At 69.5% G+C, this 13,377-nt stretch carries 11 protein-coding genes; 5 read left to right on the top strand and 6 right to left on the bottom strand.

All coding sequences use genetic code 11. The annotated features are described in order from the left end of the window. Positions 1 to 16: 16 nt before the first annotated feature. Positions 17 to 1,000: an ROK family protein gene (locus tag JOE30_RS17165; protein ID WP_027505827.1), complete on the top strand. Its 984-nt coding sequence runs from the start codon at positions 17 to 19 to the stop codon at positions 998 to 1,000. A gap of 190 nt (positions 1,001 to 1,190) precedes the next feature. Next, positions 1,191 to 1,928, top strand: coding sequence for a 1-acyl-sn-glycerol-3-phosphate acyltransferase (locus tag JOE30_RS17160; protein ID WP_204870508.1), 738 nt, complete (start codon positions 1,191 to 1,193; stop codon positions 1,926 to 1,928). Position 1,929: 1 nt separating this feature from the next. On the opposite strand, the gene JOE30_RS17155 is transcribed toward JOE30_RS17160, so the two are convergent. Beyond that, entirely contained in the window at positions 1,930 to 3,198 is a 1,269-nt protein-coding gene (locus JOE30_RS17155; RefSeq protein ID WP_204868136.1) for a glycosyltransferase 87 family protein, read from the bottom strand. 39 nt (positions 3,199 to 3,237) lie between these two features. On the opposite strand from JOE30_RS17155, the gene JOE30_RS17150 reads away from it, so the two are divergent. Together JOE30_RS17150 and JOE30_RS17145 are read left to right on the top strand one after the other, a co-directional pair. Next, entirely contained in the window at positions 3,238 to 3,747 is a 510-nt protein-coding gene (locus JOE30_RS17150) for a polyadenylate-specific 3'-exoribonuclease AS (protein ID WP_204868134.1), read from the top strand. A gap of 46 nt (positions 3,748 to 3,793) precedes the next feature. After that, a complete protein-coding gene (locus JOE30_RS17145) occupies positions 3,794 to 5,179 on the top strand; it encodes a class II 3-deoxy-7-phosphoheptulonate synthase (protein ID WP_204868132.1) in 1,386 nt (461 codons plus the stop codon). A gap of 87 nt (positions 5,180 to 5,266) precedes the next feature. On the opposite strand, the gene pknB is transcribed toward JOE30_RS17145, so the two are convergent. Further along, positions 5,267 to 7,288, bottom strand: coding sequence for a Stk1 family PASTA domain-containing Ser/Thr kinase (pknB, locus tag JOE30_RS17140; protein ID WP_307806220.1), 2,022 nt, complete (start codon positions 7,286 to 7,288; stop codon positions 5,267 to 5,269). A 161-nt stretch (positions 7,289 to 7,449) separates the two neighbouring features. Here pknB and JOE30_RS17135 point away from each other — a divergent pair, with 161 nt between their 5' ends. Beyond that, complete coding sequence (locus JOE30_RS17135; RefSeq protein ID WP_027505833.1) at positions 7,450 to 7,818, top strand: Rv2175c family DNA-binding protein; 369 nt, start codon at positions 7,450 to 7,452, stop codon at positions 7,816 to 7,818. Positions 7,819 to 7,830: 12 nt separating this feature from the next. Here JOE30_RS17135 and JOE30_RS17130 read toward each other — a convergent pair whose 3' ends face one another. The 4 genes from JOE30_RS17130 to JOE30_RS17115 form a co-directional block, all read right to left on the bottom strand. Then, positions 7,831 to 8,823, bottom strand: coding sequence for a phytoene/squalene synthase family protein (locus JOE30_RS17130; protein ID WP_204868127.1), 993 nt, complete (start codon positions 8,821 to 8,823; stop codon positions 7,831 to 7,833). Further along, entirely contained in the window at positions 8,820 to 10,469 is a 1,650-nt protein-coding gene (locus JOE30_RS17125; protein ID WP_204868125.1) for an alpha-(1->6)-mannopyranosyltransferase A, read from the bottom strand. The genes JOE30_RS17130 and JOE30_RS17125 overlap by 4 nt, the downstream gene beginning before the upstream one ends. A 101-nt stretch (positions 10,470 to 10,570) precedes the next feature. Further along, the gene (crtI, locus tag JOE30_RS17120; protein ID WP_204868124.1) at positions 10,571 to 12,139 is read right to left on the bottom strand and encodes a phytoene desaturase family protein; all 1,569 of its coding nucleotides are present in this window, start codon (positions 12,137 to 12,139) and stop codon (positions 10,571 to 10,573) included. After that, positions 12,136 to 13,239, bottom strand: a complete 1,104-nt coding sequence (locus tag JOE30_RS17115) for a polyprenyl synthetase family protein (RefSeq protein ID WP_204868122.1) — start codon at positions 13,237 to 13,239, stop codon at positions 12,136 to 12,138. The genes crtI and JOE30_RS17115 overlap by 4 nt, the downstream gene beginning before the upstream one ends. Positions 13,240 to 13,377 lie beyond the last annotated feature (138 nt).

Below are 13,377 nucleotides of genomic sequence, written 5' to 3'. Positions count from 1 at the left end.
TGAGGATGCCGCAGACGTGAGCGCCCAGTCCCGGTCCAGCCGGCCTCTGACCATCGGCATCGACGTGGGCGGCACCAGCATCCGCGCGTCGGTGGTCGACGTCGACGGACAGGTGCTCGACTCCACCCAGGCGCCCACGCCGCAGTCCTCCCGCGCACTCGAGAACGGCATCGACCGGGCCGTGCGCGAACTCGCGAGCCGCCACGACATCGCGGCCGTCGGTCTCGCGGTCGCCGGGTTCATCAACTCCGACCGCACCGTCGTGCGCTTCGCCCCGCACCTGCCGTGGGTCAACCGCCCGGTCGCACGAGAGATGACGGAACGCCTCGGCATCCCGGTCATCCTCGAGCACGACGCCAACGCCGCCGCCTGGGCGGAACACCGCTTCGGTGCGGCCGCGGGCGGCGGGAACGTGGTCATGATCGCGATCGGCACCGGCATCGGCGCCGCGCTGCTCATCGACGGCAAGCTCTACCGCGGCAGCTACGGCATCGCGCCGGAACTCGGCCATCTCCAGGTGGTTCCGGACGGACGTCAGTGCGCGTGCGGCAAGCGCGGCTGCTGGGAGCGCTACTGCAGCGGTACCGCGTTGGTGGACACGGCGATCGAACTCCTCGCCGCCAACCCTCGGGGATCGACGGTGCTCGCGCGCGAGGCCTTCCTCGACCCCGGATCCCTCACCGGTCGACGCATCGCCAACGCCGCGCAGGACGGTGACCTGGTGGCCATCGAGACGATGTCCGAGTTCGCACGGTGGCTCGGCATCGGACTGGCGCTGGTGTCCGACGTCTACGACCCCGACCGCATGGTCATCGCCGGCGGCGTCGCCACGTCGTCCGCGCTGTTCCTCGACACCGCCCGCGAGCACTACGCCGCGCAGATCACGGGCGCCGGCCACCGGCCCCTCGCCCGGATACGCGGAACCCAGTTGGGGGAGGCCGCGGGCATGATCGGCGCGGCCGAACTCGCGCGCGTCGAGGTGGGCGCGGCACGCGCCTGACCGGCTCGGCGGACGGGTTCGTGTCCGGATGATGGCCGGGTGATGACGGCGGTGTGAGATGTGTCCGAGCTGATGCTCGAACTGTGGCTGGTGTCATAAAGCCCCGGTACAGTTACGCCCACGAGATGTCCGAGCGGGCCGCGGGCATCGCGGTGCGGGTCGCGGGTACTTCGAGAAAGGCATGTCGGGCATGTGGTACTGGATATTCAAGTACGTCCTTCTCGGGCCGGTGTTGCAGGTGATGGGCCGTCCTCGCGTGGAGGGTCTGGAGAACATCCCCGACGACGGGCCGGTGATTCTCGCGAGCAACCACCAGGCGGTGTTCGACTCGTTCTACGCGTGCCTGGTCGTACCGCGTCGCATCACGTTCCTCGCGAAGAGTGAGTACTTCACCGGCAAGGGCCTCAAGGGCCGCTTCCAGAAGTGGTTCTTCTCGTCGGCGGGACAGGTCCCGATCGATCGCACCGGTGCTTCCGCCGCGCAGGACGCGCTCGACGCGGGCCTGCGCGTGCTGGCGAAGAACAAGGTGCTGGGTATCTACCCGGAGGGCACGCGCTCGCCGGACGATCGGCTCTACAAGGGCAAGACGGGCATGGCGCGTCTGGCTCTCGAGAGCGGCGTACCGGTGATTCCGGTCGCGATGATCGGCACCGCGAAGATGAACCCCATCGGCTCACGGATTCCGCGCCCCACCAAGCTCGGCGTGAAATTCGGTAAGCCACTGGACTTCTCGCGGTACGAGGGCATGGCCGGAAACCGGTTCGTCGAGCGCGCCGTCACCGACGAGGTGATGTACGAGCTGATGAAGCTCAGTGGTCAGCAGTACGTCGACGTGTACGCGGCGAGTATGAAGAAGACGCCCACCCCCGTGGTGGATCCGGCTCCGTCCACCGAGGCCGCGCGCATCCCCGACACCCGCGCGGGCTGAGTCAGACCGCCTCGGCGGTGATTCCAGGACTGCGTCGATCGCGGAGCGGCACCGCCGCCACCGCGATCACGAACACCAGTCCCCACCACACGTAGGACGAGGCCTGGATCTGGTCCCACAGGGGCCAGCCCAGCCCGTTCCAGCGTCCGGGCGCGAGCCGCCAGTGCGACGGATAGTGCAGCAGCACCGCGCCGACCACGGCGAGGGCCACCAGTGCGGGGGCGCGCCGCGTCACGCCGACGTGCACCAGGACCATCAGCATCGGCACCGTCCACACCCAGTGATGCGACCACGACACCGGCGAGACCAGCAGCCCCAGAGCGGCGTTGACGCACAGTGCCAGCAGGTACTCGTGTACCGCCAGAGCGCGCCGCATCGCGACGAGGGCCACCAGGCCCACGACGGCGCTGCACAGGATCCAGACGATGGTCCGCGGGCCGTCCGCGAGACCCAACCGTGCGAGCATCCCGGTGAGGGACTGGTTCGAGATGTACCCCGGCCCGCCGATGCGGTCGGAGTCGAGCAGCACCTCGGTCCAGTACTGCACCGAGTCGCGGAACGTCGCGACGAATCCGAGTGCCGTGAACCCGAGGAACGACAGTCCGGTGACCACTGCCGCGCGGTACTGCTTGCGCAGCAGGAAGTAGAGGACGAACACCGCCGGCGTGAGCTTGATGGCGGTGACGAAGCCGATCAGCAGACCGCGCGGCCACGGGGTGCGCTTCAGCAGGACGTCGAGGACGACGAGGCACATCAACACGACGTTGATCTGCCCGTAGTCGAGCGTGGACCACACCGGTTCGAGGGCGAACGCGATCGCGGTGATGCCGCCCGTGACCCACGCCGTCGTCCGGGCCGACAGGTGCACCAGAGAGCGCAGGCACACCGCCACCGTGACGGCGAGCAGGATCATCGTCATCGCCGTCATGATCAGCGAGGCCGCCGGCAGCGGGAGGACCGCCATCGGCGCGAAGGACACCGCGGCCATCGGCGGATAGGTGAACGGCAGTGGGATGTTCACCGAGGTGCGCGGCAGGACTCCGTAGAGGTTCACGCCGTCGAGCAGAGCCCGGCCACCGATGCGGTACACGTCGAGGTCGAGCCGGTAGATCGCGCCCCACTCCCGCAGCGGGGGCAGACCGACCACGTTGAACGCGATGCCCGCCACGAGCCCGACGCACACCGCGACCTTCGCGATCACGGCGACCGGTCGGGGCAGCGACGCCCCCGGCCCGGTGTAGGGGTGGGCGGACGGCAGAGTCCACGTCATGGTCGGGGTGGATCCTTTCGGTGACCTAGGCTCGCAGGCGTGCGTTACTTCTACGACTGCGAGTTCATCGAGGACGGCCGCACGATCGATCTGGTGTCCATCGGGATCGTGGCGGAGGACGGGCGTGAATATTACGCCGTGTCCACGGAGTTCGATCCCGAGCGCGCGGGCACCTGGGTTCGCCGCAACGTCCTGCCGAAGCTCCCGCCGTTCTCGTCGCCGCTGTGGCGCTCACGCAGCCGCATCCGCGACGACATCCTCGAGTTCGTGTCGACGCCGCACGGCACCGTCGGACCGACCGTCGAGATGTGGGCCTGGGTGGCGGCGTACGACCACGTCGCGCTGTGCCAGCTGTGGGGCTCGATGACGGCGCTTCCGCGGATCATGCCGCGGTACACGCGGGAGTTGAAGCAGTACTGGGAGGAGCACGGGTCGCCCGCGCTGCCGCCGGTGCCGGACGACTCGCACGACGCGCTCGCCGACGCCCGGCACAACCTGGCGAAGTTCCGGGCCGTCGAGGCCGCGAGAGCGTGGTCCGGTCGGGAGTGACACACCGCTGGTCCCGGCCGTCGGAGCGGGCGACTACTCTGTACGCGTGAACTGGACTGTCGACGTTCCGATCGAACGCTTGCCCGAGCTTCCCCCGCTGCCCGAGTCGATGCGCGAGCAACTCGACGTGGCGCTGGCCAAGCCGGCGGCGCAGCAGCCCAGCTGGCCCGCCGATCAGGCGGAGGCCATGCGCAAGGTCCTCGAGAGCGTGCCGCCCATCACGGTCGCCAGCGAGGTCGAGGCGCTGTCGGAGAAGCTCGCCTCCGTCGCCCGCGGCGAGGCGTTCCTGCTGCAGGGCGGCGACTGCGCCGAGACCTTCGTCGACAACACCGAGCCTCACATCAAGGGCAACATCCGCACGCTGCTGCAGATGGCTGTCGTGCTCACCTACGGCGCGTCGATGCCCGTGGTGAAGGTCGCGCGCATCGCCGGCCAGTACGCCAAGCCGCGCTCCGCCGACGTGGACGCCCTTGGCCTCAAGTCCTACCGCGGCGACATGGTCAACTCCCTCGTGGCCGACGACGCCGTCCGCCAGCACGACCCGTCGCGCCTGGTCCGCGCCTACGCCAACGCCAGCGCCGCGATGAACCTGGTGCGCGCACTCACCGGCGCCGGCATGGCCGACCTGCACAAGGTGCACGACTGGAACCGCGAGTTCGTGCAGAACTCGCCGGCCGGTGCCCGGTACGAGCAGCTCGCCTCCGAGATCGACAACGGTCTCAAGTTCATGGACGCGTGCGGCGTCACGGATCCGAACCTGCACCAGGCCACCATCTACGCCTCTCACGAGGCGCTCGTGCTCGATTACGAGCGCGCGATGCTGCGTCTGGACAACGACGACGAGCACGCCAAGCTCTACGACCTGTCGGCACACTTCCTGTGGATCGGTGACCGCACGCGGCAGCTGGACGGCGCGCACATCGCGTTCGCCGAGCTGGTCTCCAACCCCATCGGACTGAAGATCGGTCCCAGCACGACGCCCGAGATGGCCGTCGAGTACGTCGAGCGGCTCGACCCGACCAACAAGCCCGGCCGGCTGACGCTGATCTCGCGCATGGGCAACGGCAAGGTCCGGGACCTGCTGCCGCCCATCATCGAGAAGGTCCAGGCCACGGGTCACCAGGTCATCTGGCAGTGCGACCCCATGCACGGCAACACGCACGAGGCGTCCACCGGCTACAAGACGCGCCACTTCGACCGCATCGTCGACGAGGTCCAGGGCTTCTTCGAGGTGCACAACGAGCTCGGGACCCATCCGGGTGGCATCCATGTCGAGCTCACCGGTGAGAACGTCACCGAGTGCCTCGGCGGCGCCCAGGACATCTCGGATCTCGATCTGTCCGGACGGTACGAGACGGCCTGCGACCCGCGACTGAACACGCAGCAGTCCCTCGAGCTGGCCTTCCTCGTCGCAGAGATGTTGCGCGGCTGACAACCGCCACAGTGGGCGAGTACGTCCGTATCGTCGTGCGACACGCCAACGGCACGACGATATGGACGTACTCGCGGGGATTGGAACTCAGGGCAGCGCGGTCAGAGTGACCGTGCTGCCCTTCTGCACTCGGTCGCCCTGACCGGGCGACTGGGCTATGACGAGCGAGCGATCCGTCTGCGCGACCTGGCGCACCACCACGGTGAGCCCCAGCCGTTCGAGTTCCGACCGTGCCGAGCCGACGGTGCGTCCGAGCATCGAGGGCACCTCCACGGCCGTCGACACCCGCAGCGTGACGGTCGATCCCGCGGTCACGGACGTGCCGCTCGCCGGGTCGGTCCCGATGACGCGGCCACCGTCGACGTCCTCGTCGAAGACGGAGTCCACCGTCGCCACGGTGATGCCGACCCGATCGAGTTCTGCGCGCGCCTGCTGCTCGGTCTCGCCCCGGACGTCGGGAACGTCGACGGGGGGAGCGCCCTTGCTGGTCACCACCCGGACCTCGCTGCCCACCGGCAGAACGGTCCCGGGCGCGGGGTCGAGTGCGGCGACCGCACCGATGGGCGCGGCGCTGCTGAAGGCGTCACCGCCGTCCACGGGGACGAACGTGCGCTCCCGCAGTGCCGCCTCCACCGTGGTCGAGTCGGCGTTCCCGAGAGCCGGAACGGTGGGCCTGCCCTGAGAAACGAGAAGGGTCACGGTCTCGCCTCGGGCGATCCGTGACCCCGCGGGAGGATCGGTTCCGAGTAATCGGTCCACAGGATCGCTGTCGGTGTAGCGGCCTTCGACGGTCGCCGAGAGATCGGCCGCCTCGATGGCGGAGACGGCGGTGGATCGGTCGAGCCCGTCGATGGCCGGCACCGCGGTGAAGCGGCCGGACCCGGCCCACCAGCCGACGGTGCCGAGCAGGACCGCCACGATCACGACGATCGCGAGCCACGTGAGGGCGACCCGACGCGACCTGCGCTTGTCCGCGTCGAAGTCCGGGAACGCGAAGGCTTTCCGGTCCACCGGCTCGGCGGCGGTGGACCGCGGTTCGTCGGCGCCGCGGGGGGTCGCGGTGGTCACCATTCGCGTGTGCTGGACACCGCCGGTGGACGGCTGCCCGCGGTCGGCCGCGGCGGAGAAGTCGTCCGCGGGGACCGACACGATCTCCGTCTCCGGAGTACGCGGAGCCTGCGGAGCGTAAGGGCGCGGAGCGTTCAGCGTCTCGGCACTCAGATGCTCGGCCGACCGTGACGGGGACGGCACCCGGTAGTGGGGCAGAGCGAGGGTCCTGGTGACCGAGCGCACCGCGTCACCCATGGTGCCGGCGTCGCGGAACCGCTCCTCGGGACGCCGCGCCGTCGCGTCGCGCACCAGTGCGTCGAAGTGGGGCGGCACCCCTGCGATCACCGAGCTCGGCGGCGGAACGTCGTTCTCGATGCGCTGGTAGGCGATCGAGAGGGAGGTGTCTCCCTGGAACGGCGTGCGTCCGGTCAGCAGTTCGAAGAGCAGGATGCCCGCCGAGTACACGTCGCTGCGCGCGTCGGCCGATCCGGTGGTCACCTGCTCGGGGGAGAGGTAGGCGGCAGTGCCGAGGATGACGCTGTTGGACGTCGTCGTCGACGCGGCCACGGCGCGCACCAGACCGAAGTCGGCGATCTTGACCTCGCCCGCGTCGGAGATCAGCACGTTCTCCGGTTTGACGTCGCGGTGCACGAGGCCACCGCGGTGCGCGACCGCGAGTCCGTCGAGCACGGGTTGGAGAACGGCGGCGACGGCGTGCGGGGGCATGGGGCCACGTTCGCGGAGCAGCTCGCGCAGCGTGCCGCCCTCGACCAGTTCCATGACCAGGAAGGCGTGCTGACCGTCGCGACCGTGATCGTGGACGGCGACCAGACCCGGATGGCTGAGCCTGGCGACCGCGCGCGCCTCGAACTCGAAGCGCCGCACGAACTCGGGGTCGGCGGCGAACTGGGGATCCATGATCTTGATGGCCACGGGCCGGTCCAGGCGCAGGTCCAGACCCCGGTAGACCGTGGACATACCGCCGCGGGCGATCGGCGCGTCGACGCGGTAACGACGGTCCAGCAGCGCGCCGAGCAGCGACGGACCTGACGTTGTCACCTGCGTCCACTCTCCTGTCGTGTTCTCGCATCGAACGATGCCGATCATCCGATGGTAGCCAGTGTGACGGATGAGGTAGCAGTCACGTGTGCGGGAACACGGCGCGGGAGGTGTGCGCCGGCGAATTGTCCTGGCGGCGGGCCGTGACTACCTTTGACCGCGTGAGTGCCATTCCCTACTGCGACGACGTCCTGCCTGCCGACGAGGCCGTGATCGCGATTCCCGACGCCGCCGAGATCATGGGCGTCCCCGTGACCAAGCTCTACCAGATGGTGCGTGAGCACAAGCTGATCGCGGTGCGCCGCGATCGAGTGGTCTCGATCCCCGCGAAGTTCGTCGGCGAGGACGGCGAGCCGATCAAGTACCTCGCCGGTGCGATCGCGGTTCTGCTCGACGGCGGTTACAACCACCCGTCCATTCTGCGGTGGCTCTTCACCCCGGACGACAGTCTGCCGGGCATGCCGGCCGACGTGCTGCGCGGCGACCACGCCCGCGAGATCATCCGCCGCGCCCAGGCCATGGCCTTCTAGCGCTCGATCGGATCAGGCGGCGCGTGACCCTGGCCGCGGGAGCCGTTCCCCTGCTCGGACGAGAAGACCTCGACCGGCTGCCGTCGCGGCGACGCGAGCGCGCCGAGGAGTGCCGACGCGAGAGCGCACGGACAACGACCGGTACCCGTCGTTCTCCACGGCCTCGAGGATGTCCTGGTACAGCGCGAACGCTACCCGGATACCCTCGCGTGCCCGCGGTTCCAGCAGAGCGATGCCGGGCTCGGCGGTGCGGTAGAGCGCGCGGGTGGTGGCGATGATGTCGGCCAGAGCGCGGCGGACCCGCGGATCGACGGAGTCCGTACGGCGGCACCACCACAGCAGGTCCTCGTCGACACCGTAGGCGCTGAGCACGTCGCCGGGCAGATAGATGCGGTCGCGCGCGAGATCCTCGCCCGCGTCGCGAACGAAGTTCGTGACCTGGAAGGCCTCGCCGAGAGCGGATGCCGTCGGGCGGGCCTCCTCGACCGGACACACGGTCCCAAGAATGGGGAGCATCTGCAGACCGATCACGGCGGCGGAGCCGTACATGTACGTCGACAACTCGTCCATGGTGGCGTAGCGATCCTTGTAGATCGCCGAGTGCGGCACGTCCATGAGCATCGACGTCATGAAGGCCGTGAAGTACTCGGACGGGATGTCGTAGCGACGTGCGGTGTCGAACAGGGCCGCCAGGATCAGCTCGTTGCGCCGGTCGGACCCGGGCGGAACCGACGTCGGCGGGGCGGTGGTCGAGGCGAGACCCTCGTTCAGTCGCTCCTCGATGCGGGTGAGCAGCGCCAGGTCGAGTGCGACCGCCGTGTCGTCGCCGCGCTCGGCGATCATGTCGACGTCGATGATGTCGTCGACCATGCGCGCGAACGCGTACAGCGCGTGCACCGCGGGCCGACGGTCGGTCGGCAGCAGGCGGGTGGCGAGGAAGTACGTCTTGCCGTGTTCGGCCGCCACGTCCCGGCACAGCGCGTAGGCCTCGGGAAGATCGGTCACTCGGTCAACTCCTGGCCGGCCTGGTCGGGGCGGGTGGTCTCGGTGCGGGCGCGCGGCGCCGGGACGAATGTGTTCTCGTGCTCCGGGTGTGTGACGGCCCGCAGACGGAGGGGATCGACCGTCCGGAGCGACAGTGCGGCGACCACTGCGGCGAACGTCGCCAGCACGACGTGCGGGAACGTGTAGAGGCCGATGGACCCGTCCGGCTGGAACACCAGCATCAGCCAGGCGGAGAGACCCACCAGCACGGTCAGAGTGGTCGCCGACATGGTGAGGCCCGCGGCGACGGCGAGAGGCCACGAGTAGTACCAGGGGAGAGCGGCCGGGGACAGGATCACGATGGCCACCAGCGACACGAGGATGCCCAGCAAGGCGCCGCGCTCCGAGTGGCGCGATCGCCACCACGCCGTGGCCAGGATCGCGGCCAGAGCCACCGCGCACAGCATCCTGGTCACCTCGAGCACGGGGCCGAGCCGAGCGCCGGTGAACCACCCGGTGAAGACCGTGACCAGGTGAGCGAGGATGGTCGGCAGCGAGAGCCAGTTGATGATCTTCGCCGAGCCGGACAACGCCGTCAGCCAACCGATGCCGACGCCGGCAACCAGGGACGAGACGACGAACACCGCGACGAACACGGCGAAACCGATACCTGCGGTCTTCGCGAACACCAGCAGGACGTGCTGACGTCGCGGCGGGTCCCCACGCTCGGCCCGCGCCTCGTTCTCGGTGCGGAGACGGTCGCGCTCGTGGAGCATCCAGATCCACACCAGGAAGGGCAGCGCGATGCCTGCGGTGGCCTTGATCGCCACGGCGACAGCGACGAGCCCCATCCCGGCGACGTGGTGCCGGTCGAGGACGGCAGCGATACCGGCCGTCATGAGACCGACCATGAGCATCTCGTTGTGGACGCCGCCGATCAGGTGGATCAGGACCAGGGGATTGAGCACGGCGAGCCACAGAGCCACGGCCGGATCCGCGCCGAAGTGTCGGGCGATGCGGGGGACCGCCCACATGGTGAGCGCGAGCCCCGGCAGCATGGTCAGGCGCAGCAGCATCGTCCCGGCGATCACGTTGTCGCCCGTGAGCGAGGTGATGCCTTCGCCCAGCAGGAGGAACAGCGGGCCGTAGGGCGCGGTGGTGGTGGTCCAGACGTTGCTCACGTTGTCCAGCAGCACACCGGGATTGGCGACGGGACCGACGGCGTACGGGTCGAACCCGTCTCGGAGGAGGGCGCCCTGCGCGAGATAGGAGTATGCGTCCCGGCTGAACATCGGGACCGCGAGCAGGAGTGGCGCGATCCAGAGCGGCACCACCCAGCGCAGCTGCCGCACCGTGGTCCGGTGACCGAGAGTGGCGCGTCCGAGTCGAACCCACGCGGCGATCATGAGCAGCACGCCGATCCAGACCATGACGGTGGACAGCACGAGTCCGTGCCCGAAGCGGAGCCAGGACAGGTGCATCGCCTCGAGCAGCGGGTCACGACGGCGTACGGCACCCGAGCCGAAGCCGCCGAAGGTGATGAGCGCGGACCCGGCCAGACCCACCAGTGTGGCGCGGCCGGCGCGTCCCCCGAAGAACCGTCGTGTCGATCGCCACGCCGACTCGTCGGTGCCGTCCGCGGCCCGGAGTGGGGAGGACGTCGTCATGTTCCTCCCCGGAAGACGCGACATGCCGGCGACCGTGCGGAAGCCGGGCTGAACTCACGTGAGTTTAGAGGCTCCGGACCGGAAGACGAACCGGCCCGCCGTCAGACGGCCACACGGGCCGAGCGACGCACGGACGGATCGATGCGTTCGGCGGCCAGTCGACCCGAGATCAACACCGTCGGCACACCCACTCCGGGGGTGGTCCCACACCCGGCGAGGACGACGTTGTCGATGCCCTTGACCAGGTTGCGGCGCCGGAACGGGCCGGTCTGGCGGAAGATGTGCGACGCCGAGAACGGGGTTCCCGCGACCATCCCCTGCGCGAGCCAGGTCGCCGGCGTGTCGATGTGGTCGATCTCGAGGTGCTCGGACACGCCCGTGTAGCCGCGGCGATCCATCTCGAGCAGAATCTCCCGAACGTAGGGGCCGGTGATGGCCGACCAGTCCAACGGAGCGCTGTCGAGGTTGGGGCAGGGCGCGAGGATGGAGATGGGCTCCTGCTCGGTGCCGTCGTGCGTGACGCGCAGGGCCGGATCGGTCAGCGAGGTCCGGGTGATGAGCAACGACGGGTCCGACATGAGTGTGCCGCGCCCGCGTGAGGCAGTGAGCTCCTCGAACGTCTCGTTCCAGTTGTGCCCGAAGTCGATGACGTGGTGCGAGCGGGACGACCACTGTGCGGTGACGTCCACCGGGACACGGCCGTGCACGACGACACAGGACGGTGACGCCCGGATCGTGCGGCGCACGGTGATGCCGGCGGTGGCGAGAAGGCGATCCGTCACCAAGAGATCCGGCGTCAGGATCAGGGAGTCGCATGTGTGCCGCTCGCCGTTCTCGGTCACCACCGCGCGAGCGCGCGATCCGCCCTTCTCGATGGCGGACACGCCGGTGGAGAGCAGCAGCGTGCCGCCCGCACTCACGAACGCGTCGGCCATCGCGTTCGCGATCGACTGCATTCCGCCGTCCGGGAACGACACCCCCAACGAGGTGTCCATGTGCGAGATCGCGGAGTAGACACCGAGAGCCTTGGCGGGTGCGACCCCGGCGTAGAGAGCCTGGAAGGTGAAGATGCGGCGCAGTCGGGGGTCGTCGATGAGCTTGTCGATGCGCTTGCCGAGTTTTCCGAATCCGCCGAGACGCAGGAGGGTCAGCGTGTTCGCTCGCGCCGTCCGCTCACCGACGAGGTCGAGCGGTGAATCGAAGTTGTCGTCGATGTAGCGGTCGAACTCCGCGTCGAACATCGATCCGATCCACGCGCGCAGCGTGCGGTAGCGCCGAGCCTCGTCCGGCCCGCACTTCTCGCCGACCTCCGCGATCATCCGCTCGGGATCGGAGTGGACGTCGATGGTGGTGCCGTCGGCGAAACGGGTGTGGTAGGCCGGGTGCAGCGGAGTGAGACGTAGGGGAGGCGTGGTGGACTCGCGGGTCGCGCCCACCGCGGCGAGTGCCTGATCGATCAGATCGGGCATCGTGAGAACGCTTGCGCCCGTGTCGATGCGGTAGCCCGGTGCTGGCACGGACCCCACCCGGCCGCCGACGGTGTCGGACCGCTCGATCACGGTGACCTCGCGACCGGTGCCGCGGAGGTGGAGCGCCGCGGCGAGGCCGGACAGACCGGCGCCCACGACGATCACGTGATCGGTGGGTCCGGACACGGTGGCATGCGTCATGAGGTTCTCCTGGTGGCGGTGTAGGCCATGGCCGTGAGCCGCCTCTTGGCGTCCTCGGTGACATCGGACGCGTTCAGCGCCGCCAGGGCGCTGTCGGTCAGTGTGGTGATGCGGCGCTCGACGTCGTCGACGGCACCGAGATCGATCATCTGCGCACGCAGGTCGTCGACGGCCGCCTCGGAGAGGTCGGTGCCGATTCCCGCGCGCAGAGCTGCCGCGGTGGCGGGATCGCGTTCGTCCGCCGCGTCCAGGGCGGCGGCGAGGAGCACCGTCCGCTTGCCCTCACGCAGATCGTCGCCGGACGGCTTGCCGGTCACGGACGGGTCCCCGAACACTCCCAGCAGGTCGTCCCGCAGCTGGAAGGCGATGCCGATGTCCGCACCGAAGGTGCTGTAGACCTCCAGTAGCTCGGGGCCGGCGCCGGCGAGCGTGCCGCCGATGAGGAGAGGGCGTTCCACCGTGTAGGCCGCCGTCTTGTAGCGGTCGATCTGGAGCGCGGCTTCGACGGAGTCGTCGCCGCTGGCCTCCACGGCGATGTCGAGCAACTGCCCGCCGAGCACCTCGGTGCGCATCGCGGACCACACCGGAGCGAGGCGAGCCGACGTGGCGGAGTCCAGTGCCGCCGCGCGGACGAGATCGTCGGCCCAGCAGAGCGCGATGTCGCCCAGCAGGATCGCCACCGACTCGCCGAACTTGTCCGAGTTCCCGCGCCACCCGGCAGTGCGGTGCCGCTCGGCGAAGGTGACGTGGACGGTGGGGAATCCGCGACGGGTCGAGGACGCGTCGATGATGTCGTCGTGCACGAGCGCGCACGCCTGGACGAATTCGAGGGCGGAGCACACGTCGAGGACGGCGTCGGCCCCGGCGGCGTGCGGATCGCCGCCCGCACCCAGGAAGCCCGTCCACGCGAAGGCGGGGCGGATCCGCTTGCCGCCGCGGAAGACGAAGGAGGTGAGCTCGGCCACGGCGTCGGTGTAGACGGGACCGACCGAGTCGACCGTGGCCTGCTGCGTCGCGACGAAGTCGCGCAGGGACGTCTCGACCGCATCGACGAACGTCCCCAGGGGCCACTGATCACGGTCGTCCACGGCGGACTGCACGTCGAGCGGTCGGTGGGCAGCGGGGCTGTGCGGTGCGGCGGACAGAGTTTCCTCCGGTGTTCGGTGCGGCGGACGGTGTCCGCGGGCAGTCGGTTTGGATGCGGTCGGGCCTCGGGCGCAGCGTCCTGGCACCCCCGA

Origin of the sequence: Rhodococcus sp. PvP016, from assembly GCF_017832185.1 — a bacterium.
GTDB lineage: Bacteria > Actinomycetota > Actinomycetes > Mycobacteriales > Mycobacteriaceae > Rhodococcoides.
Note: the sequence above shows the minus strand (reverse complement) of the source record. Positions and strands in the feature narration are given on the sequence as shown.